Source organism: Actinosynnema sp. CS-041913 (assembly GCF_050942485.1).
Taxonomy (GTDB): Bacteria; Actinomycetota; Actinomycetes; order Mycobacteriales; family Pseudonocardiaceae; genus Actinosynnema.
The window spans coordinates 6,350,194-6,371,069 of the sequence record NZ_CP192037.1 but is presented as its reverse complement, the minus strand read 5'-3'; the positions used below and the strand labels follow the sequence as shown (position 1 = coordinate 6,371,069).

General features: G+C 72.5%; 24 protein-coding genes and 1 tRNA gene. 16 read left to right on the top strand and 9 right to left on the bottom strand.

The window, feature by feature from the left end; genetic code table 11:
* Positions 1 to 61: 61 nt before the first annotated feature.
* Entirely contained in the window at positions 62 to 1,024 is a 963-nt protein-coding gene (locus ACQPZF_RS28370) for a beta-propeller fold lactonase family protein (protein WP_433262018.1), read from the bottom strand.
* 10 nt (positions 1,025 to 1,034) lie between these two features.
* Positions 1,035 to 1,904, bottom strand: coding sequence for a hypothetical protein (locus ACQPZF_RS28365; protein ID WP_433262016.1), 870 nt, complete (start codon positions 1,902 to 1,904; stop codon positions 1,035 to 1,037).
* Positions 1,905 to 2,245: 341 nt separating this feature from the next.
* On the opposite strand from ACQPZF_RS28365, the gene ACQPZF_RS28360 reads away from it, so the two are divergent.
* From ACQPZF_RS28360 to ACQPZF_RS28340, 5 genes are read left to right on the top strand one after another with little or no spacing between them, the layout of a single operon-like run.
* Positions 2,246 to 2,917 (top strand): helix-turn-helix domain-containing protein, encoded by a 672-nt coding sequence (locus tag ACQPZF_RS28360; RefSeq protein ID WP_433262014.1) that lies wholly within the window; start codon positions 2,246 to 2,248, stop codon positions 2,915 to 2,917.
* Entirely contained in the window at positions 2,914 to 4,038 is a 1,125-nt protein-coding gene (gene chrA, locus ACQPZF_RS28355; protein WP_433262012.1) for a chromate efflux transporter, read from the top strand. Before ACQPZF_RS28360 ends, chrA begins: the two co-directional genes overlap by 4 nt.
* A 38-nt stretch (positions 4,039 to 4,076) precedes the next feature.
* A complete protein-coding gene (locus ACQPZF_RS28350; protein WP_433262010.1) occupies positions 4,077 to 4,517 on the top strand; it encodes an HIT family protein in 441 nt (146 codons plus the stop codon).
* 39 nt (positions 4,518 to 4,556) lie between these two features.
* The gene (locus ACQPZF_RS28345) at positions 4,557 to 4,937 is read left to right on the top strand and encodes a hypothetical protein (protein WP_433262008.1); all 381 of its coding nucleotides are present in this window, start codon (positions 4,557 to 4,559) and stop codon (positions 4,935 to 4,937) included.
* Positions 4,938 to 4,942: 5 nt separating this feature from the next.
* The gene (locus ACQPZF_RS28340) at positions 4,943 to 5,404 is read left to right on the top strand and encodes a MarR family winged helix-turn-helix transcriptional regulator (protein ID WP_433262006.1); all 462 of its coding nucleotides are present in this window, start codon (positions 4,943 to 4,945) and stop codon (positions 5,402 to 5,404) included.
* Between the two features lie 28 nt (positions 5,405 to 5,432).
* Here the strand turns inward: ACQPZF_RS28340 and ACQPZF_RS28335 are convergent, their stop codons facing one another.
* Genes ACQPZF_RS28335 through ACQPZF_RS28325 form a run of 3 tightly spaced genes read right to left on the bottom strand, consistent with a single transcriptional unit; the run spans position 5,433 to position 6,440 of the window.
* Positions 5,433 to 5,759: a DUF1048 domain-containing protein gene (locus ACQPZF_RS28335; RefSeq protein WP_433262004.1), complete on the bottom strand. Its 327-nt coding sequence runs from the start codon at positions 5,757 to 5,759 to the stop codon at positions 5,433 to 5,435.
* 1 nt (position 5,760) lies between these two features.
* Complete coding sequence (locus ACQPZF_RS28330; RefSeq protein ID WP_433262002.1) at positions 5,761 to 6,117, bottom strand: DUF1048 domain-containing protein; 357 nt, start codon at positions 6,115 to 6,117, stop codon at positions 5,761 to 5,763.
* Complete coding sequence (locus tag ACQPZF_RS28325; RefSeq protein ID WP_433262000.1) at positions 6,114 to 6,440, bottom strand: PadR family transcriptional regulator; 327 nt, start codon at positions 6,438 to 6,440, stop codon at positions 6,114 to 6,116. Before ACQPZF_RS28325 ends, ACQPZF_RS28330 begins: the two co-directional genes overlap by 4 nt.
* Positions 6,441 to 6,641: 201 nt before the next feature.
* On the opposite strand from ACQPZF_RS28325, the gene ACQPZF_RS28320 reads away from it, so the two are divergent.
* Complete coding sequence (locus ACQPZF_RS28320; protein WP_433261998.1) at positions 6,642 to 8,228, top strand: hypothetical protein; 1,587 nt, start codon at positions 6,642 to 6,644, stop codon at positions 8,226 to 8,228.
* A 57-nt stretch (positions 8,229 to 8,285) separates the two neighbouring features.
* Here the strand turns inward: ACQPZF_RS28320 and ACQPZF_RS28315 are convergent, their stop codons facing one another.
* Positions 8,286 to 9,968: a PHP domain-containing protein gene (locus tag ACQPZF_RS28315; protein WP_433261996.1), complete on the bottom strand. Its 1,683-nt coding sequence runs from the start codon at positions 9,966 to 9,968 to the stop codon at positions 8,286 to 8,288.
* A 373-nt stretch (positions 9,969 to 10,341) separates the two neighbouring features.
* On the opposite strand from ACQPZF_RS28315, the gene ACQPZF_RS28310 reads away from it, so the two are divergent.
* Positions 10,342 to 10,415: transfer RNA gene (locus ACQPZF_RS28310), tRNA-Arg, on the top strand.
* Positions 10,416 to 10,477: 62 nt separating this feature from the next.
* Here the strand turns inward: ACQPZF_RS28310 and ACQPZF_RS28305 are convergent.
* A complete protein-coding gene (locus ACQPZF_RS28305; protein ID WP_433261994.1) occupies positions 10,478 to 10,870 on the bottom strand; it encodes a winged helix-turn-helix transcriptional regulator in 393 nt (130 codons plus the stop codon).
* A gap of 88 nt (positions 10,871 to 10,958) precedes the next feature.
* On the opposite strand from ACQPZF_RS28305, the gene ACQPZF_RS28300 reads away from it, so the two are divergent.
* From ACQPZF_RS28300 to ACQPZF_RS28290, 3 genes are all read left to right on the top strand, one after another.
* The gene (locus ACQPZF_RS28300; protein ID WP_433261992.1) at positions 10,959 to 11,606 is read left to right on the top strand and encodes an NAD(P)-dependent oxidoreductase; all 648 of its coding nucleotides are present in this window, start codon (positions 10,959 to 10,961) and stop codon (positions 11,604 to 11,606) included.
* 133 nt (positions 11,607 to 11,739) lie between these two features.
* Positions 11,740 to 13,023: a DUF3500 domain-containing protein gene (locus ACQPZF_RS28295; protein WP_433261989.1), complete on the top strand. Its 1,284-nt coding sequence runs from the start codon at positions 11,740 to 11,742 to the stop codon at positions 13,021 to 13,023.
* A 114-nt stretch (positions 13,024 to 13,137) separates the two neighbouring features.
* Positions 13,138 to 13,482 (top strand): hypothetical protein, encoded by a 345-nt coding sequence (locus ACQPZF_RS28290; protein WP_433261987.1) that lies wholly within the window; start codon positions 13,138 to 13,140, stop codon positions 13,480 to 13,482.
* A gap of 168 nt (positions 13,483 to 13,650) precedes the next feature.
* On the opposite strand, the gene ACQPZF_RS28285 is transcribed toward ACQPZF_RS28290, so the two are convergent.
* Complete coding sequence (locus tag ACQPZF_RS28285) at positions 13,651 to 14,076, bottom strand: DUF6292 family protein (RefSeq protein ID WP_433261985.1); 426 nt, start codon at positions 14,074 to 14,076, stop codon at positions 13,651 to 13,653.
* Positions 14,077 to 14,220: 144 nt separating this feature from the next.
* Complete coding sequence (locus ACQPZF_RS28280) at positions 14,221 to 14,667, bottom strand: hypothetical protein (protein WP_433261983.1); 447 nt, start codon at positions 14,665 to 14,667, stop codon at positions 14,221 to 14,223.
* 89 nt (positions 14,668 to 14,756) lie between these two features.
* Between ACQPZF_RS28280 and ACQPZF_RS28275 the strand changes: the two genes are divergently transcribed.
* The 6 genes from ACQPZF_RS28275 to ACQPZF_RS28250 all read left to right on the top strand — a co-directional run bounded on the left by ACQPZF_RS28275 (position 14,757) and on the right by ACQPZF_RS28250 (position 20,870).
* Positions 14,757 to 15,509 carry a nucleotidyltransferase domain-containing protein gene (locus ACQPZF_RS28275; protein ID WP_433261981.1) on the top strand — a complete coding sequence of 251 codons (753 nt, stop codon included), beginning with the start codon at positions 14,757 to 14,759 and terminating at the stop codon, positions 15,507 to 15,509.
* A gap of 103 nt (positions 15,510 to 15,612) precedes the next feature.
* Complete coding sequence (locus ACQPZF_RS28270) at positions 15,613 to 15,966, top strand: hypothetical protein (RefSeq protein WP_433261979.1); 354 nt, start codon at positions 15,613 to 15,615, stop codon at positions 15,964 to 15,966.
* Between the two features lie 18 nt (positions 15,967 to 15,984).
* Entirely contained in the window at positions 15,985 to 17,064 is a 1,080-nt protein-coding gene (locus tag ACQPZF_RS28265; protein WP_433261977.1) for a hypothetical protein, read from the top strand.
* Positions 17,061 to 17,435: a YbaB/EbfC family nucleoid-associated protein gene (locus tag ACQPZF_RS28260; protein WP_433261975.1), complete on the top strand. Its 375-nt coding sequence runs from the start codon at positions 17,061 to 17,063 to the stop codon at positions 17,433 to 17,435. Before ACQPZF_RS28265 ends, ACQPZF_RS28260 begins: the two co-directional genes overlap by 4 nt.
* Positions 17,436 to 17,628: 193 nt before the next feature.
* Positions 17,629 to 20,196 (top strand): DUF4118 domain-containing protein, encoded by a 2,568-nt coding sequence (locus ACQPZF_RS28255; protein ID WP_433261972.1) that lies wholly within the window; start codon positions 17,629 to 17,631, stop codon positions 20,194 to 20,196.
* Positions 20,193 to 20,870, top strand: a complete 678-nt coding sequence (locus ACQPZF_RS28250) for a response regulator (RefSeq protein WP_433261970.1) — start codon at positions 20,193 to 20,195, stop codon at positions 20,868 to 20,870. Before ACQPZF_RS28255 ends, ACQPZF_RS28250 begins: the two co-directional genes overlap by 4 nt.
* Positions 20,871 to 20,876: the final 6 nt, after the last annotated feature.

Here is a 20,876-nt window from a genome sequence, read left to right as displayed (position 1 = left end):
GACGGCGGGTGGGACCGGTCTGGTGGAGGTGGGGCGCGGCGGGCGCCCCACCTCTGTCCGTTCAGCAGTCCAGGGTGACGAACGAGACGCTGGCCGACCCGGTGTTGGCGACCATGATGTAGCGCTTGCCCGGTCCCGACGCGGTGTAGCGCGGGTCCTCGCCCAGCTTCACCTCGCCGACGATCTTGTTCGTGCGGGTGTCGACGGTGTTGAGCGTGCCGGAGCCTGAGTTCGTCACGTAGAGGATCCGGTCGCCGGCGTGCAGCGCGAGCCCTCGCGGGTTCTTCCCCACGGTGATGGTCGCGGTGACCGCGTTGCGGCGGGCGTCGATGACCGAGACGGTGCCGCCGATGGTGTTGGTGACGTAGACCGTGCGGTTGTCCGGGGTGACCAGGATGCCGCGCGGCTCATCGCCGACCGGGATGGTCGCCGTGACCTTCCTGGTCTCCGTGTCGACCACCGAGACGGTGTCCGAGTCGGAGTTCGCGACGTAGGCCCGCCTGCCGCCGGCGGCGAACGAGATGCCGCGCGGCGCGGTGCCGACCGGGATGGTGGCGATCACCGACTGGCTCCGGGTGCCGATCACGGTGACGGCGTTGGAGCCGGTGGAGCTGAGCCAGATCTCGCGGCCGTCCGGTGACGTGGCGGACAGCCGGGGCGCGTCGCCCACCGGGATGGTCTTCACCACCTTCCGGTCCTCGGTGTCGATGACCGACACGTCGTCGGAGTCGCGGTTGGCGACGTAGGCGAACCGGCCGTGCCGGTCGAACGACACGCCGTAGGGGAACGTGCCGACCGGGATGGTCGCCACCACGGCGCGGCGGCGGGCGTCGAGCACGGACACCGTGTTCGAGCCCGCGTTGGACACGTAGGCGAAGCGGTAGTCGGGGGTGAAGGTCCCCAGGCGCGGGTTCAGGCCCACGGCGACGGTGTCGACGACCACCGGCTGTCCCGTCGCGGCCACGGCGGTGACCGGGATCGCGACGAGCAGCGCGGCGATGAGCAGGGTTAGGCGGTGCAGCACGGTTGTCCTCTCAGACGCGGGACCGGAGCCGGTCGCGGGCCGCCGCGTAGGTGGCCGCGCCGATGATCAGCACGAGCGGCAGCACGTAGTCGCCGTCCCGCTCGACGAATTGGAACCATTCCTGGCCGACCAGCGGCCGGAGCAATTCGGTGGCGAGTTTCCACCCGAGCACGAACCACAGCAGCGGCTTGGCCGGACGTATCAGCACGGCCAGTCCGAGCAGGATCTCGAACGTGCCGAAGACCACCATCAGGTTCGCCGAATCCACCCCGGCGCGATCGACGCCGAAGAACTCGAAGAACTTGTACCAATAGGCCTTCTGCTCGAACGCGCCGAATCCGCCGTGCCCGATCAGCAGCAGGGCGAGACCGCCGCGCGCCGCCCAGTGGACGCCGACGTGCGCCCGGTCGGACACCGCGGCGGGCAGTTCGCCCTTGCTCAGCCAGCCGCGCACCGACCAGCCGCCGAAGCCGACCAGGATGAGCAGCGCGAGCGGCATCCCGTAGTTGCCGCCGCGCTCCAGGAACTCCCACCAGCCCTCGCCGACGATCGGCCGGAGCAGCGCGGTGAACACGCCCCACACGGTGGCGTGCAACAACACTATCCGGGCCGGCCAGAACAGGACGATCAGGCCGACCGTGATGTCGACCGCGCCGGTGAGGTACATCATGTAGTCCACGGCGGCGTCCGCGGAGATGCCGAACAGGTCGTAGTAGGGCAGCCACGCGCGGGACCGGCTGAGGCCGGCCCAGCCGTGGCCGAGGTATTCGATCGCCACGCCGATGCGCAGCAGCCAGTAGAGCTTGGTGACCACCGGGGTCTGCGCCCACTTCTCCCGAAGCGTGCCGCCGGTAGTGGTCCCGATAATCTGATCGGTCACAGTTCCCCCATTCGCCGAGGGGTGATGGTGCTGACCGGGCTGAACGTACGGAAACCTGCCGGTCGGGGAATCGCCGGAATGCACCAATTCGCATTGTGATCTGAATCACATACAAAGCACAGCTAACTTGAAAATGGCCGCGCTGAATCGCGCCGGTTCGCCCGAGAAATCGTCCTGCGACGGGGGGACGCGTTCGCCCGCCGCGTCGGCCGGGGCGGCGGGCCGGTGCGGCGTGCGGTGCTGGGGGTGGCGTGGGGGGTGGTGCGGCCCGGTGGCCTCCTGGGGTCGGGGGTGTGGGCGGCCGTTGACTTGAGCGAACCACCTCAGTGAGGATTGCCTCAATGGACATTGACGCCAATCTCCGCACCCGGGCGGCCCTGCACCACGCGCTGTCCGACCCGGTCCGCCTCGGCATCGTCGAGCTGCTGTCGGTCGGCGACCGGTCACCCGGCGAACTCGCCCGCACCTTCGCCCTCACGTCGAACCTGCTGGCCCACCACCTCCGCGTGCTGCGGGAGGTCGACCTGGTCGCGCGCACCCGGTCGCACGCCGACGGACGGCGCGCCTACGTGCGCCTGCTGCCCGACGCCCTGGACGGGATGTGGCACGCGCCCTCGGTGACCGCGCCGCGCGTGGTGTTCGTCTGCACCCGCAACGCCGCGCGCTCGCCGCTGGCCGCCGCCGTGTGGAGCCGGCGCAGCGACATCCCGGTCACCTCCGCCGGCACCCACCCCGGACCGCGGATCAACCCGCGCGCGATCAGCACGGCCCGCCGGCACGGCCTGCGCCTCGAACGCGACCACACCGCGCACATCGGCGACGTGGTGCGGCCCGACGACCTCGTGGTGGCGGTGTGCGACAACGCCTACGAGGAGCTGGGCCCGGACGACCGGCGGGTGCACTGGTCGGTGCCCGATCCCGGCGCCGTCGACACCGACGAGGTGTTCGAAGACGTCCTGGCGCAGCTCGCCGGGCGCGTCGACCGCCTGGTTGCGATCGCGGGCGCGGCGTGACCCGGGTGGGGCTGGGCGTCATCGCCCGCGAGTGGGGCCGGATCGGCTGCATCGGCTTCGGCGGCCCGCCCGCGCACATCTCGCTGCTCCGCGACCTGTGCGTGACGCGGCGGAAGTGGCTCGGCGAAGCCGAGTTCGAGGACGGGATCGCGGCCACCAACCTGCTGCCCGGCCCGGCGTCGACCCAGCTCGCGATCCTGTGCGCGTGGCGGCTGCGCGGCACGGCGGGCGCGCTGGTCGGCGGGTTCTGCTTCATCGTGCCCGGCCTGGTGCTGATCCTGGCGCTGGCCGCGCTGTTCCTGGCCGCCGACCCGCCGGCGTGGGTGCTCGGCGCGGCGGCGGGCGCGGGAGCCGCCGTGCCCGCCGTGGCCCTGCACGCCGCGTGGGGGCTGATCCCGGCGAGTTGGCGCCGGGTCGGCGACGCGCGGGCGGCCCGGGCGCGGTGGGTCGCGTACCTCGTGGCGGGCGCGGTGGCGGCGGCGCTCACCGGGCCGTGGCTGGTGCTCGTGCTGGTCGCCGCCGGGATCGTGGAGATCACCGTCAACGCGCCGTCGGGCAAGCGGACGTCGTGGCCGGTGGTGCTGGCGCTGCCCGCCGCGAGCGGGGGACTGCTCGCGGTGGCGTGGGTCGCGGCGAAGGTCGGCGCGCTGTCCTACGGCGGCGGGTTCGTGATCATCCCGATGATGCGGCAGGACGCCGTGCACACGTACCGGTGGATGACGGACGCCCAGTTCCTCAACGCGGTGGCCCTCGGCCAGATCACGCCCGGACCGGTCGTGCAGACCGTGGCCGTCGTCGGGTTCGCGGCGGCCGGGCTGGTCGGCGGGCTGCTCGCCGCCGTGGTCGCGTTCGCGCCGTCGTTCGCGTTCGTCATCCTCGGCGGGCCCCGCCTGGAAAAGCTGCGGCACAACCGGACGGCGCAGGCGTTCCTGACCGGCGCGGGCGCGGCGGCGATCGGCGCGATCGCGGGCTCGACCCTGCCGCTGGCCGCGTCGCTGCACACGGCCTGGCAGTTCGTCGTGCTCGGCGCCGCCGTGGTCTGGCTGCTCGTGCTGCGCCGTGGCGTGGTCACCGCGTTGCTGGCGGCGGGCGCGGCGGGCGCCCTCATCGCCCTGCTCTGACCGGGTGCAATCCCCTGACGTGGAGGTAGTGAACAGCCATGACCTGCCCTTACTGCGACCTCGCCGAACCGGACCAGGTCGGCTGGGTGCACGCCGACGAGCACTGGCTGGTCAACCAGGGGCCGGCCGCGACCACCATGGCCGGCGGGTTGCGCGTCACGTCGCGCAGGCACTTCACCGACTTCGCCGAGATGACTTCCGCCGAGGCGGCCACGTTCGGCATCCTGCTGCACCGCCTGGACGCGGCGTTGCGCGCGGTCACCGACGCCGAACGGGTGCACCTGGTCTCCACCCGCGACCGGGTGCCGCACTTCCACGCGTGGCTGTACCCGCGGCCGGCGGCGCACCCGTTGCGCGGCACGGCATTCCTCGACGCGCCGCAGAGCGGCGATCCCGCCGCCGCGCTCCGCACCGCGCGTGCCGTGCGCGACCGGCTGGGTGCGGAGGGTGTGGTCGACATCGGTCGCGGCGCGGGCTGACCGGTGGCGAGGTATATGCGATTCGCATACGATGGCGGAATGGCACCTCCTCTCGAAACAGCCGTCGACCGGTGGCACGCGGCCGTGAACGGCGGCGACCCGGCCGACGCCGAGGCCGCGGTCAGCGATCCGGTCGTGGTGCTGGGCCCCAAGGGCGCGGGCCCGATCGGCCCCGCCGACTTCGCCGACTGGGTGGCGCGGTCGGGAATCAAGCTCGCGCCCCGGTCGTGGCACCCGGTCGGCGACCGCTTCATGGTCGTCGAGCAGGACGCGACCTGGCCGGAGAGCACCGGGCCGACCCGGGTGGCCACGGTCTTCCGGTCGACCGGGCACCGGGTGTCGGCGGCGCTGCGGATGCCGGACCTCCGGGCTGCCCTGGAACTCGCCCACCTCTGCCATGCGCTGGCCGAGACCGGGTGAGCGGCGTGGACGACGAAGCCTCACCGCCACCCGCGACCGGCCCCGGACAGGTCCTCTTCGAGTTCGTCCGGCACTGGTCGCGCCGGTGGAACGCGCCCGGCGACGGACCGGCCGCGCAGCGGGGCCGCCTGGTCCTGGTCACGGAAGCCGTGCGGTCCCTCGGCGGTCGGGGAGTCGCCACGGTCAACGCCGTGGCGCGGGAGATCGGCATCGACCAGAGCGGCGCGTCCCGCCTCGTCAAGGACGCCGTCGGCGCCGGCTACCTGGAGATGAGGCCCTCGGCCGCGGATGCCCGCCGCCGGGAGGTGTCGGTCACCGCCGCGGGCCTGGACCTGCTCCGGGACGCCCACCGGTGGCAGGAGGCGGTGTTCGACCACCTCACCGCGCAGTGGACCGCACGGCAGCGGGCCGAGTTCCACCGGGCGATGCTCCGCCTGCTCGAACGCTCGCACACCCTCGAACCGTGACCGCGGCCGGTGTCCGGGTCCGGCGGTGTCACTTCCCGGCCGTGCCCGGTTTCCCGCCGATGGACTCCTGGTAGACGTCCGCGTAGGTGCGCGAGTCCTTGATCAGCTCGTCGCAGAAGGCGGCGACGTCGTCGCCGATGAGTTCCAGGACTCCCTTGCCGGCCGCGACGCCCTCTTCGAAGAAGTCGACGATTCCCGGCAGCAGGGGCCCGTCAGGCAGGTCGATCGGCCCCACCTTGAAGAGGTACCTCTGCATCTCCTGGTAGACGATCCGGTAGTCCGGCGGGAGGGCCTTGACCCGCGCCAGGTGCGCCCGCCACTGCTTCTTGCCCTCGATGATGTCCTGGATGCCCACGTCAGCCTCCCAGCTTGTCCAGTTTCCTCGCGACGTTCCTGTTCAACTGCTCGCGCCACCGGTCGCGGTAGTTCCGGGCCCCCGCTCCGCCGGCCAGCGCCGCGCAGAAGCCACCGATGTCGTCACCCAGCACCTCGTGGACGCCCTGCCCGTCGCCAGCCGTCTCTTCGAGCAGCCCCAGCGCGCCGTCGAGGATCGGCATCAGGTTCCGGCCGGTGAAGTCCCCGTAGGGCAGGAGATGTCCCTTGATCTCCTCCCACGCCGCCCGGTGGTCGGCCGGCAACGCCTCGGCCCGGGTTTCGAACGCCTTCCACTCCCTGGTGAGGTCGCTGCCGGTGACGGTCTCCCAGAAGTTCATCTCCCGCCCTCCTTGAGTTGGTCGATCCGTGAGGTGATGTACTCCCACTTGGCCCAGAACGTGGCGAGCTTTTCCCGCCCCGCGTCGTTGAGCGCGTAGAACTTGCGCGGCGGGCCCAGCCCCGACGGTCGTTTCGTCACCTGGACCAGGCCGTTCTTCTCCAGTCGCAGCAGGATGGTGTACACCGTCCCCTCGACGACGTCGGCGAAGCCGAGTTCGTTCAGCCGACGCGTGATGGCGTACCCGTAGGTCTCCTCGCTGCCGATGATCTCCAGCACGCAGCCCTCAAGCGTGCCCTTCAGCATCTCCGTCAGGTCGTCCATCGTGAGTCCTCTTCGATCCCGGTACTCGGTGGTACCGACTACTGCTACACGGTATCACAGAGTACCGGGCGGACCGGATATCAGCTCGGCCACGTCCGCCGCCGGCGGTGTTCCGCATCGGGGCGGAGGTAAAGGCGACTATGCACCGTTAGCATCGCCCACACCCCGGTGCCGCCGGCGCGGGGCGATAGGGGGATGGGGATGACGTCCGGGGAGATCCCGGCCGCGGAGCTCGTGGGTGAGGACGTCGAGGTGGTCGACGCCCGTGTCACCGGGGTGCTCGAACTGCCCGACGGGCCGCCGCGCGCCCTGCGGTTCACGCGCTGCCGGTTCGACCGGCCGCCGGTGCTGCGCGAGGCGGCCGTGCGCCGGCTGGAGTTCGAGGACTGCGAGTTGCCGGGCCTCGACGCGCGGCGGATGCGGTGCCGCGGCGACCTCGTGCTGGCCGGCTCGTCCGTGCACGGCGCGGTGGAGCTGGGCGACGCGGTGGTCGGCGGCGAGGTCTCGTTGCGGGACAGCAGGATCGCGATGCTGCGGGCCCACCGGCTGGCGGTCGGCGGCGACCTGCACCTGGCAGGCGCGGTGCTCGACGGCGCGGACGGCGTCGCGCTGGACGGGCGCGGGATGCGGGTCGGCGGCGGGGTGCTCGGCGAGGACGACGTGCGCATCGGCGTCACCGCGACCGGGGCCGTGGTGCTGGCCGACGCGCGGATCGGCGGCGCGGTGTCGCTGCGCCAGGCCCGGCTGGCGGACCTGGTCGCCGACCGGGCGCGGCTGACCGGCGACGTGGACCTGACCGAGGCGCGGCTGCGGTCGCTGTGCCTGGTGGGCGCGAGCGTCGGCGGCTCGCTGGTGCTCGGCGCGGTCGAGGTGGACGAGGACCTGGTCACGCTGGACCGGGCGCGCGTCGCCGGGCACGTGCACCTGGCGTTCGCGCTGGTCAAGTCCGGCGTGCGGCTGGTGGACGCGCGGATCGGCGGCGACCTGCGGGCGTCCCGGGTGGAGCTGCGCGGGATGTCCGGCGCGCGGGCCCGGATCACCGGGGACGTCGACCTGACGCAGGCCCGCAGCGACAGCGGCGTGCTGCTGCCCGGCATGGACGTCGGAGGCCGGGTCGACCTGTCCGGCGCGGCGCTGCACGACCCCGGCGGCGTGGCCCTCGACCTGCGGGACGTGCGGGTCGGCGACGAGCTGGTGCTGTCCGACATGGCCGCCGAGGGCACCGTCGACCTGTCCGGCGCGACCGTGCGCGGGCGGGTGGACCTGCGTGGCGCGCACCTCGGGGCGCGGACCGTGGCGCTGGCCGCGTGCCGGCTGGTGACCGGGGAGCTGCGGCTGGCCGTGGAGGACGCGCCGCCGGGCCGGGTCGACCTCCAGTACGCGCGGTGCGCTTCGTTGCAGGACAACAGGTTCCTGTGGGACGCGGGCGGCGGGGTCGAGCTGGCCGGGTTCGACTACCTGCGGCTGGAGCCGCGCCTGGACGACCGGCCGGCCGTGCGGCGGCGGCTCGCGCAGCTACGGCGGGCGACCCGGCGGTTCACGCCCGACGCGTACGACCGGCTGGCGGCCGTGCTGCGGTCCGACGGGCAGGAGGTGGACGCGGACACCGTGCTGGTGGAGAAGCAGCGGCTGCGGTACGTCGAACGGGCCCGTGCCGCCGGGTGGGCGGGGCCGGTGGTGACGGCGTGGAGCCTGCTGATGCGGGCGCTCACCGGCTACGGGTACCGGATGTGGCGGGGCGTCGTCGTGCTGGTCCTGGTCGCACTGGTGGTGTTCCTGCTGTGGTGACCGGGACGGGCGGCGCTGTGCCCGGCTGATGGGGCGGGCACAGCGCCCGGCCACCGGTCAGACGACGTCGACGAACACCGGGTTGGCGTAGCACCACAGGTCCGACCACGGGTCCGCGTCACCGACCACGTCCATGACCGGGCCGCCGTCCGAGGTGAGCCGGTTGCCGTCACTGCCGCGCAGCCGCAGGTAGAACGAGCGGTCGACGTCGCGGAACGTGTGGGTGAACTTGACCGTCCCGCGTGCGGTGCGGGCCACCTCGAACGTCTTGAGCACCGTGGTCCCCGGCGCGGACAGCGCGTCCCGGTCGGCCGCCGGCCCGGTGATCGGCCCGCCGATCAGGTCCACCTTCGCGAGCCGGGGGATCGCGCCGTGGAAGTTCGGCCGCCGCGCCAACCGGACCTCGACGACGACCTCGACCGCGCCGCCGCGCTCGACGAACGTCCGCCCGCCGATCGTCACGCCGCGGCTGTCGGCGTCCGACCTGACCCGCAGGTCCAGGCCGTCGATGAGCCCGCCGTGCACCGCGACCACCTTGCCGCTCCGGAGGCCGCGCATCACGTCCACATAGGACTTCGACGGCGCGCCGACCAGCGTGGCGCTGTAGTAGCCGGGCCAGTAGTCGCCGTAGACCTGCGGCTTGCCGGTGTCCACGGGCGCGCCCCGGCTGCCGGTGGTGGCGTGGTCCCGGGTGCCGGGGATGAAGGTGTCGCCGTGCACCTGGTGGCTGTCCGAGGTCGCCGTGACCCACCACGGCCGGCCCTCGGCGAGCAGCGCGTCCCACAGGCCGCCGACCTTCGCGGTCATCCAGTCGAAACCGCCGTAGGTGCGGTACGGGTTCTCCAGCGCGGTCGGCTGGTAGCCCGGGAAGCTGTCCTGGTTGGGTGCGCCCTCGTAGTAGCCGCGCGCCCCGCCCCGGCCGCCTCGGGCCGCGGGGATGCCCGCCGCCTGGTGACCCGGCGCGCCTTCCATGCCGACCGCGACCCCGGGCGCGGCGTCCCGCCAGCCCCGCAGCTCGTGCGGGCTGTCCACGCCCCGGCGTGCGGGGTGGTTGGCGAACATCAGCGCGATCTCCGTGCGGCCGGAGAGGACCTGTGCCTCCAGGTAGCGCAACGCGGCCAGCGCGTACGGCTCACCGTCGGCGGACGTCGCCCTGGCGATCAGCCCCTTGCCGCCCTGCGCGACGGGCGTGGCGAGGATGCCGCCGTCGTAGGCCGCCTCGAACGCCTTCAGGATGTCCACAGTGGACCTGCCGGGCGGGAGGAAGACGGTGGCGTGCTCCGCGCCGGGGATGTTCCACTCCAAACCCTGGTACACCAACGTGTCCCGGTGTTCCTCGCGCGCCCGTTCGATGTCCGGGGCGACCTGGTCGACCGAGAACTTCTCGTGCGCCACGCCGCCGTGGTCGGTGATCACCAGCCAGTCCAGGCCGTGCTTGCGGGCGTTGGCGACCTGGGTGGAGACCTCGTACTGGGCGTCGGACGAGTACTTGGTGTGGATGTGGTGGTCGCCCGCGTACCAGCGGTCCCGCCGCCCCCACGGGTTCACCGGGTGCGTCGGCCGGTGGTCGTGCGCGGCGGCGGGGACGGTGAACGCCGCCGACCCGGCCGCGGCGACGCCCAGCCCCGCCAGGAACCGCCGCCGTGCGACGGACAGCGGCCGGTCGTCCTCCACGTCCCGCCAGCCGCCTGCCACCGGCTCGTGGTCGTGATCGTGATCGTGATCGTGCTGGTGTGACATGGAAACTCCGATCCGACGGCGCTCGCGCCGAAGTATCGTGAGCGCGCTCCCCGTCCGGCGGTGGGGAAGCGCGAACACCTGGTGAACACTTCCGCCGGACCGGAATATCGGTTGACCACCGGCGGCCACCGCGGCGATGATCTGCGCATCGACGAAGGGAAGGGGCGGTCGTGACGAAGATCCGAGTGCTCCGACCCTGCGCGGACTCCCCGCCGTGACATAGCACGGCCATGACCTTGGGGAGTCGCCCACCGGGAAACCGGTCCGGGCGACTTTTTCCGGTACGAGAAGACCATTTTCACCGCTCGCCCCCGCCGCCGATCCGTGCGACCAGGGCGAGCAGGCGGTCCTGCCGAACACGGCCGGCCGCCGCGCCCCGGTAGCTCAGGTGGACAGAGCGCGACGCTACGAACGTCGAGGTCCCAGGTTCGAGTCCTGGCCCGGGCACTTCCGACCGGCCCCGGCAAGCAGCGCCGATATCGCAGGGTTGCTAGTCGTGATCCGTGGAGTCAGGACGGTCGATTCGTCTGGTCGTAGGTCTCCTGCGCCGCTGACACGTCGCCGAGGTGCGCGATCGCCCATTCCTGCAGTGCGCGCAGCGGCTCGCGCAGGGTGCGGCCCGCCTCGGTGAGCGTGTATTCGACGCGGACCGGAACTTCGGGGTGGACGGTGCGGCGCACGAGCCCGTCCCGTTCGAGCCCGCGGAGAGTCTGGGTGAGCATCTTCTGCGAGACGCCCTCGATGCGTCGACGCAACTCCGAGAAACGGGCGCTGCCGTCCCAGAGTGCGCCCACTATCAGCACCGTCCAGCGGTCGCCGATGCGATCCAGGATGTGGCGGGTCGGGCAGTCCGCGCGGTAAGGGCTGCCGCGGAGCACCGACTCGGCCGGAGTGGTTACCACAAGGTGCCTTCTTCCCGTTGGAGAGTTGCTCTCATACGGTAATCGCAGCACGTCGTCCAACACCACCCGTCGCGTAGAAAGGCACCTCGTGTCCCGCATTACCGTCATCGGCGGCACCGGCTATGCCGGTTCGGCCATCGTCGCGGAGGCCGCTGCCCGGGGTCACCGGGTCACCGCGCTGAGCCGCTCCCTCCCCGGCGCGCCGATCCCGAACGTGACCTATGTCCAAGGCGACGCCACCGACGAAGCAACGCTCTCGGCGCCCATCGAGGGCGCGGACGTCGTCGTGGGCGCACTCGCCCCGCGCGGCGGCCTGTCGGCCCACACCTTCCGCGACGCCTACCGCACCATCGCGCGCCTGGCCGATGCCGCAGGCGTTCCCCTGTACGTCGTCGGCGGTGCCTCGTCGCTGCGCCCCGCGCCGGGGGCGGATCGCTTCGTCACCGACCTCAGCCACATCCCCGCCGAGCTGCACGACGAGATCCGCGCTGGGGCGGCGCTCGTCCTCGTGGACCTCCCGGCCACACCCGCGACACTCGACTGGGTCTTCGTCAGCCCGGCGCTCAGGTTCGGCGCACGGATGCCCGGCGAACGACTCGGCCGGTACCGGCTCGGCGACGACGTCGCGGTCCAGCCCGACGGCGGCGCGATCTCCGCCGCGGACTACGCCCTCGGGTTCGTCGACCTGATCGAGAAAGGCGACCACCACAGGGCACAGGTCAACCTCGGCCACTGAGGTGGTCCCAGCGGGATCCAGTTCGCTGTCCGGCGCTCGAACCGGCCGACAACCCCGCTCGCCGCCATTGTCATCGCGGCCCCGCCGCGGCCTGACCGACCGGCGGCCGAGCGCAAGGAAGGCGTGTTCCACCATGGATGATGAAGACGAGAAGACGCACTACCGGGGATTCGGACCCGTCCTCGGGCTGCCGATCCAGGACGCCCGGGTGGATCTCTCCGCCTTTCCCCCGGACCTCCGGGCGGTGGTGCGGGAGTTGTTCCCGCCCGTGCTGGAGAGGGCGAAGGAGCCGCTGGTCGGCATTACGACGGACGGGCACGTCGTACCCGATCTGTTCGCCCTCCAGGACACCGGCTGGAATCCCGAGCCCGCGAGCAAGGCGGCGACGGCCTTCCTCGACTGCCTGACTTCCGCGCAGCGCGAGGACGTCCTCTTCGCCGTCGACGCGGACGAATGGCGTATGTGGATCAATGCGTTCCCGAACTGGGATCCGCACGGCCTGCGCCTGGACGAACTCGACCCCGCGCAGCGCGGGCGTGCGCTCGCGATCGTCGAGGCGTCCCTGTCCGCCACCGGCTTCTCCGACGCTCGGACGGCGATGAAGCTCAACGCCGCGCTCGGCGAGCTGATCGACCAGTACCGCGACACCCTCACCGAATACTGTTATTCCTTCGCGGTGTTCGGCACCCCTTCGCCAACGGAGCCGTGGGGATGGCAACTGTGGGGTCACCACCTCGACGTGCACTGCTTCATCGTCGGCCGGCAGATGGTCCTCACCCCGACCTTCATCGGTGCCGAGCCCACCGAGGCCGACCGCGGTACCCACAAGGGCCTGCGCCTGTTCGAGGAGCAGCGGTCGGCCGGACTCGACCTGCGGCGCAGTTTGCGCCCTGAACAGGCACGTCAAGCCGTTCTCCACACTTCGATCCGGGTGCAGGACCTGCCCGCCGAACTTGCCGACCCGGTCAACGGCAGGCACCTGGGTGGCGCCGCCCAGGACAACCGCGTCATCCCCTACGCCGGGCTACCGGCCGGCGGACTCTCCCACCGGCAACGGGAGTCGCTGCTCCACTTGGTGAAGACCTACGCGCGGCGACTCCCGGACGGTCCCGCCGCCGCGTTCATGGAGGGCATCGAGCGGCATCTCGACGACACGCACATCGCCTGGATCGGCGGGAGCGGCGACGATGACGCCTTCTACTACCGCATCCACAGCCCCGTCGTCCTGATCGAATACGACTGCCACCAAGGCGTCTTCCTCGACAACGACCAGCCCGAACCGTTCCACGTCCACACCATCGTGCGCACCCCCAACGGCGGCGACTACGGGCGCGACCTGCTGCGCCGACACCTCGCCCGCCACCACCCACAGCACGGACGCCGAACTGCAGGGCCGAACGCGCTGCGGAGCGCCTGAACCGCAGGAGGTGACCAGCGCTTCATCCGGTCGCCTCCCGCGGCAAGTCGCCGCACCTTCCCGGTCGACCCGGTCCGACGTGTCGGCTCGGCGCTGACCGGATACCCCTCCGGAATGGAACCCGAGCCGAACCACACGTCACTGGAAGACCTGCGGCGGTTCGTCCTCGACCGGTTGGCCGAGGACGAGCGGCGGTTGGCGCGCGAGGAGCTGCCGGCGCTGGACGATGCCGAGCGCCAGGGGCGACTGCGGATCCTGCGGTCCGACGACGGGCGGGGGCTGCTGCTCATCCCCGGTCCCGTGCAGGCGCGGGAGGAGCGGGCGCCGGTGGCGTTCGACGACAAGCTGCGGTTGCTCCGGGTCGAGGTGGAGGCGACGTCGGACGCGGCGCTGCTGCGTCTGCTGGCCGGTGCGTACGACACGCATCACGGCTGGCAGGAGGAGTGGCGGACGAACTAGCCGGCGGGGTCCGTGCCGCGGGTCGGGCGCACCTCGCCAGGTGTGCCGCGCCTGCCGGCCGCGATGGCCTGACGCGTCAGCCGTTCACGCGGTCTGCTCACGCGGTCTGGCTCGCGTGGTCTGGCTCGCGTGGTCTGGGCTCGCGTGGTCTGGGTCACCCGGTCTGGGTCACGCGGTCTGGGACAGGGGGGAGGTCGCTGCCGAGGCGTAGACCTTCACCCGGCTCACGATGTCGCCACCTGCCGTCCGGGCCGACCGCACCGCCGACTGCCCATCGCCGCGGAACAGCCGCCGCACCCAGTCAGCCACCACCCGGGGAGGCGGCAGCACGTCACCCCGCAGGTGGGCCTGCACGATGAGGTCTTCGCCACTGTGCGTCTCCACCGCCGCCGACCAGCCCTCCCGCTCGTCCCACAGCAGGGCCACGTCGCGTTCCGGGAAGCCGGGCAGGCGGCCGTCGAGCGCCAGGTAGGCGGTCGCCGGCCGGTCACCCTGCACGTACGAGCACTCGCCGCTCAGCCCCAGTTCCGCCGTGACGAGCTGCACGTAGCCCCGCAGGCCCCATGTCATGACGTCGTCGAAATCCAAGTCCATCCCCAACCGCCGCCTTGCCAACCGTCCGTAGAGCGCGTCGACTCTGCTCGACGCGCATCGCAGGTACCCGGTCGGGCGACGGGCCAAACTTCCGGGTGGCGATGAGGTCACTGTTCCGATCCAGTCACGGCCCGCGACCCGCCATCACGGCTTGTCCTCGGGCTGCCGGATGGAGGCGGCGACCGACCCTCCGGGCTCATCCGCCGCCTGACCTCGGTGGACGGCCTCCGACAGGGCCTCCTCGTCAGCGTCGGGCGAGGGTTCGAGGGCGACCTCGGTGTCCGCCCGCTCGGCCTCGTCGCCGGTCTCCGGGACGACGTCCGGGGCGGCCGTCGGATCGGGCTGCTCCTCGGCGAGCCGGTCGTCCAAGGGCCGGGCGTGCGCCTGCTCGTAGGGCGTCATGCCGTACTTGTCCGCGCCGGTCCAGTGCTCGGGCGGGTCCATACCCGCTTCCAGCGGGTCCAGCTTCAGCCGGTCCTCGTCGAGGTCCTCGGCGCTGTTGAGGGCCACCGGGTCGGTTTCGACCGAGTCCGGCGCGCCGGTGTCGTGCGGTGGCGTGTAGTCGGTCGACGCGTCGTCGCTGGAGGTCATGGACGCCGAATACCCGACCGGCGGGCGGTCAATCGTCCGCCGTCGGCCGGGACCTCGTCGTGGCGTGAAACCTGCTAGCTTGTCGCTCCGTGTTCACCCCGGACGAGCGGAACCGGTTGCGGGACGGGCTGGTCGCGGCTGCGGAGGCCGATCCCCGCGTGGTCGCCGCCGCGCTGGTCGGCTCGGCCGCGGCCGGTCGGGAGGACCGGTGGTCGGACATCGACCTGGCGATGGCGGTCGAGGCCGACGTCGACCAGGTGGTCCGGGACTGGACCGCGCGGCTGTACCGGGACGGCGACGCCGTGCACCACTTCGACGTGCGGCACGGTGGCACGCTCTTCCGGGTGTTCCTGCTGGCGAACACCCTGCAGGTGGACGTGTCCTTCTGGACGCCGGACGAGTTCGGCGCGACCGGTCCCGCGTTCCGGCTGCTGTTCGGCACGGCGGTCGAGCCGCGGCCGGTGCGGTCGCCGGAGCCCGAGCACCTCGTCGGGATGGGCTGGCTGTACGCCCTGCACGCCCGGTCGAGCATCGCGCGTGGCCGGGTGTGGCAGGCGGAGCACATGGTCAGCGGCCTGCGCGAGCAGGTGCTCGCCCTCGCGTGCCTGCGGCACGGCGTGCCGGCCGTGCAGGGGCGTGGCCTGGACGACCTGCCCGCCGCCGTGACCGCGCCGATGGCCGCGACGCTCGTCCGCGCGCCGCACACCACCGAACTCCGGCGCGCGTTCGCCGCCGCCACGGAGGCCCTGCTGGCGGAGGTCGGACACGTCGACACCGGGTTGGCCGCCCGCATCGCGGACACCGTGCGGGAGATGGCGGGCTTCGCCGGCACGCCACTCTGAGCGAGCCGGAAACGCGGCCGGAACAGGACATCGGGCCGCGCGGCGGGCACTCCTGCGCCACAGTCGACGGGGAGATCAGGACTGCCGCGTGAGGAGTCGACGGATGGCACCAGGCCGCATCGACATGGACTACGACGTGATCGAGCCGATCATGCAGGGCATCGTGGCGCTCAGCTTGGCGATGTCCGAGGACTGGCCGGCGATCCGGGGCGCGATCACCGCCAACGAGTCCGGGATCGGCGCGGACCGGCTGGCGCGGGCCTTCCGCACCCGCTACGACCAGGGCACGGAGAAGACGACCGACCCCGGCATGTCCCGCGACCCCGGCGCCGCGGTGACCGCTGCGGGCGCGACCAAGGCCATCGCGGACCTGGAGGCCTCGGGGCAGGCCGGTGTCGACGCCGTCCGGGTGTACATGGCCGCCGACCAGGTCGCCGCCGGCGGCTACGGCCGCTGACCGGGGGAGGTGGCGACGGTGGCGATCCAGGAACCCAGTGGCGAGCACGGGCTGTGGCCCGCGGTGAAGAGCAGGACCGGGTGGCCGGACACGGACGAGGACCGGGTGGCCGAGCTGTCCCGCGCCTGGCTGAACGGTGCGGGCGTGGTCGGGCGGGCGTCCCGGGTCGGCCGCGACGTCCCCGCCGTCGAGTCGGGCTGGCGGGACGAGGCGGGCGCGACGATGGCCGCCCGGCTGCGCGGGAACGTGGACTTCGCCACGAAGACCGTCGCACCGGAGATGTACCGGCTCGGCGGGATCACCAAGGAGTTCGCCGACGACATCAGGTCCGCCAAGGACTACATCCACCGGATCATCGACGCGAACCTGTGGCCCTACCGGCTGGCCGGCGCGCTGCCGTGGCCCTACCAGGGGATGGCGCGCACGCTCATCGTCAACAAGGTCGCCTCGGCGATCAACGACATGCTCGGGCACATCGAGAACGAGTCGAAGTACGGCGGCGGCACCAGGCAGGGCGTCGGCAACCCGCCGTTCCTCGGGCCGAACTGGGACAACGACTGGGCGGGACGGGAGATCCTGAGCCGCTACCTGCTCGGCGGCGACGACCGGACCATCGTCGACGATCCCCGGTGGACCGAGTACATGACGGGGAACCAGCGCCTGCGCGAGCAGTTGCTGGGCCCGACGCTCACCGCGGCGCGCGACGCGCTGGACGGGTTCCGCGCCGGCGAGGGCGCGAACGGCGAGTTCTCCCAGCAGTTCCACGCGACCATCGAGAACGGCGAAGGCATGGTCGGCTACGAGTACCTGCACGGCACGGACGCCGACGCGGGCGACTTCCGGTTCGACGGCAACACCACCGTCACGGCCCGCCCGGACGGCAACTACGAGGTCACCATCGACGGCGACTACACCTGGCACGACAAGATCGACCCGAACCCGAGGTACTCGACCGACGTCGAGAAGAGCAGCCGCGCGGAGACGATGAGCGGCGGCTTGGCCGACCCGTACAACCTGAGCGTCAAGTGGGGCGCGAAGACCACGGTGGTGCTCGACCAGAACGGCAACGTGGTCAGCATGAAGGGATACCCGTCGTGAACGACTTCGGTGGCCTGGCGGACACCTACGACCGGCTGCTCGCGGGGATCGAGGCGACCCGCGACGGCACGGCGGACCTGCGCGTCTCGGCCGACTCCCCGGACGGCCTGATCACCGCCACGGTGACCGCGCGGGGCGAACTGGCGGACCTGCGCATCGACCCGCGCGTCTACCACGCCCCGGACTCCGCGGCCCTGTCCGATGCCATCCTCGACGCGACCCGACGGGCCACCCTGGACGCCCACCGCCAGGTCTTCACCCGCCTGCGCGCCCTGCTGCCCGCGGACGCCACCTTCGAGGACACCGACGTGGAGCTGGGCCCTTTCCTGCACCAGTTGGGTCAGGCCCTGCGCGACACGCCCCGCCGCTGAGACCACGTCGCCGCTGCCACGTACCGCCATCGACCGTGCGCGCAGCGTAGCGACCAGGGCGTGGTCGAGTGCGGCATCGTGCGACAGTCCCGTTCCCGGTACAGCAGCCGTGCCAGGGGGCGCGCAGGTTGTTTACGCGTTCCTAGCGAGTCTGGATCGTCATACCGACCGCTGGGCGGACAGCGAGCACACTATGGGCGTGGAGAGTGCACGGAAGCGTGGTGAGCTGCGGATCTACCTCGGCTCGGCGCCCGGTGTGGGCAAGACGTTCGCCATGCTCGGCGAGGCGCACCGCCGCCGTGAGCGCGGCACGGACGTGGTCGTCGGGCTGGTCGAGACGCACGGCCGGGAGAAGACCGCCCGGCTGCTGGACGGGCTGGAGCAACTGCCGCGCAGGCAGGTCCACCACCGCGGCGGCGAGTTCGGCGAGATGGACGTCGACGCGCTGCTGGCCCGTGCCCCCGAGGTCGCGGTGGTGGACGAGTTGGCGCACACCAACGTGCCCGGCTCGCGCAACGCCAAGCGCTGGGAGGACGTCGAAGAGCTGCTCGACGCGGGTGTCGACGTGCTGTCCACGGTCAACGTCCAGCACCTCGAATCGCTCAACGACGTGGTCGAGCGGATCACCGGCGTCCGGCAGCGGGAGACCGTGCCGGACGAGGTGGTGCGGCGGGCCGGGCAGGTCGAGCTGGTCGACATCACGCCCGAGGCCCTGCGCCGCCGGCTCGCGCACGGCAACGTCTACGCCGCCCACAAGATCGACGCCGCGCTGGGCAACTACTTCCGGGTCGGGAACCTGACCGCGTTGCGCGAGCTGGCCCTGCTGTGGGTGGCCGACCAGGTGGACGTGGCGCTCCAGCGGTACCGGACCGAGCAGCGGATCACCGACACGTGGGAGACGCGCGAACGGGTCGTGGTCGCGATCACCGGCGGCAACGAGAGCGAGACGCTGATCCGGCGCGCGCGGCGGATCGCGGCGCGCGCCGGGGCCGACCTGATGGTCGTGCACGTGCTGCGCGGCGACGGGCTGACCGGCGCGCCGCCGCAGCTCGTGGCGAAGGTCCGCCGGGTCGCCGAGGACGTGGGCGCGACCTTCCACACCGTCGTGGGCGACGACGTGCCGACCTCGCTGCTGGAGTTCGCGCGCGGGGTCAACGCCACCCAGCTCGTGCTGGGCACGTCCCGGCGGTCCCGGCTGGCGCGGGTGTTCGACGAGGGCATCGGCGCGGCGGTCATCCAGGAGTCCGGGCCGATCGACGTGCACATGGTCACCCACGCCGAAGCACGGCGCGGGCCGCGGTGGCGGGTGGTGCGCAACCCGCTGAGCCGGGGTCGGGTGCTGGTGGGCTGGCTGCTGGCGGTGCTGCTGCCGGGCGCGGTGACCGGGGTGGGCCTGCTGTCCCCCGAGGACTTCACCTTCTCCACCGACCTGATCGGGTTCGTCCTGGCCACGGTGGTTGTCGCGCTGGTGGGCGGGCTGGGGCCGGCGATCGGCGCGGCGTTCCTGGGCGCGGGGCTGCTGAACTTCTTCTTCACGCCGCCCTACTACAGCCTGGCCGTGGCGACGCCGGAGAACCTGGTCACGCTGGTCGCGATGCTGACCGTCGCGGTGCTGGTGGCGCTGGTGGTGGACCGGGCCGCGCGGCTGGCCGAGCAGGGCGCGCGGGCGCGCACCGAGGCCGCGCTGCTCGCCTCCTACGCCCGGACCGTGCTGACCAGCCCGTACCCGCTGGCGCGGCTGCTGGAGAAGGTGCGGGAGAACTTCGGGCTGGAGTCGGTCGCCCTGCTGGAGCGCCGCGACGGCGAGTGGACGCGGGTCGCGTGCGTCGGGCCGCGGCCGTGCGACGAGCCGGACGAGGCGGACGCGGACGTGCCGGTGACCGCCGACGTGCACCTGGCGCTGCGCGGCCGGGCGCTGCCGGCGAGCGACCAGCGGGCGCTGGAGGCGGCGGCCGGGCAGGCGCTGATGGCGTTGCGGCAGCAGCGGATGGCGGCCGAGACCGCCGACGCCCAGCGCCGCGCCGAGACCACGGAGCTGCGCACCGCGCTGCTCTCCGCGGTGGGGCACGACCTGCGCACGCCGCTCACGTCCATCAAGGCGGCGATCGGGAGCCTGCGGGACCACGAGCTTCGACTGTCCACAGAGGACACGGACGAGCTGCTGGAGACGGTGGAGGTGTCCGCCGACCGGCTGACCGGCCTGGTGGACAACCTGCTCGACTCGTCCCGCCTGGCCACCGGCGCGGTGCGCCCGCTGCTGCGGGCGGTGACGTTCGACGAGGTGGTGGCGCGGGCGCTGGCCGGGATCGACGACCGGCGGAGGGTGTCGGTGGACGTGGGGGAGCACCTGCCCGCCGTGCTGGCGGACGTCGGGCTGCTGGAGCGGGTGGTCGCCAACGTGATCGACAACGCGCTGCGGCACGGGCTGCTGAGCCCGCGCCGGCTGGTGGACGTGGACGGCGACGGCACGATCGCCGCCGACGAACCCGAGATCGCGGTGCGCGCGAGCGCCTATGGTGACCGGGTGGAGTTGCGCGTGGTCGACCACGGGCGGGGCCTGCCGAAGAACACCGCGGACGCCGTGTTCGCGCCGTTCCAGCGGCTCGGCGACCGGGACGCCACGCCCGGCGTGGGGCTGGGGTTGAGCGTGGCCAAGGGTTTCGTGGACGCGATGGGCGGCACGATCGCCGCCGAGGACACCCCCGGCGGCGGGCTGACCATCGTCATCTCGCTGCCCGTCGCGGAGGTGGCGGTCGCGTGACCACCGTGCTGGTCGTGGACGACGACCCGCAGATCGTCCGCGCCTTGCGCATCAACCTGACCGCACACGGGTACCGGGTGCTGACGGCGCACGACGGCGCGTCCGCGTTACAGGAGGCGGCGTCCGGGAAGCCGGACGTCGTCGTGCTGGACCTCGGTCTGCCGGACGTGGACGGGGTCGAGGTGATCACCGGTCTGCGCCGCTGGTACACCCGGCCCATCGTGGTGCTGTCCGCGCGGACCGACTCGGCGGACAAGGTCGCGGCGCTGGACGCGGGCGCGGACGACTACGTGACCAAGCCGTTCGGGATGGACGAGTTCCTGGCGCGGCTGCGGGCGGCGGTGCGGCGCACCGGACCCCGGCGGGAGGGCGAGCCCCCGGTCCGCACCGCGTCGTTCACCGTCGACCTGACCGCGAAGAAGATCCACCGCGACGGCGCGGAAGTGCACCTCACCCGTACCGAGTGGAGCCTGCTGGAGGTGCTCGTCCGGGCCGGCGGCGAGCCGGTCGGCCGGGGCGAGCTGATGGACCGGGTGTGGGGCGCGGGCCACGAGTCGGAGACCCACTACCTGCGGGTTTACCTGGCGCAGCTTCGCCGCAAACTCGAACCCGAACCCTCCCGGCCCCGCCACCTGCTCACCGAACCCGGCCGGGGCTACCGCTTCCAGGTGTGAGCGTGG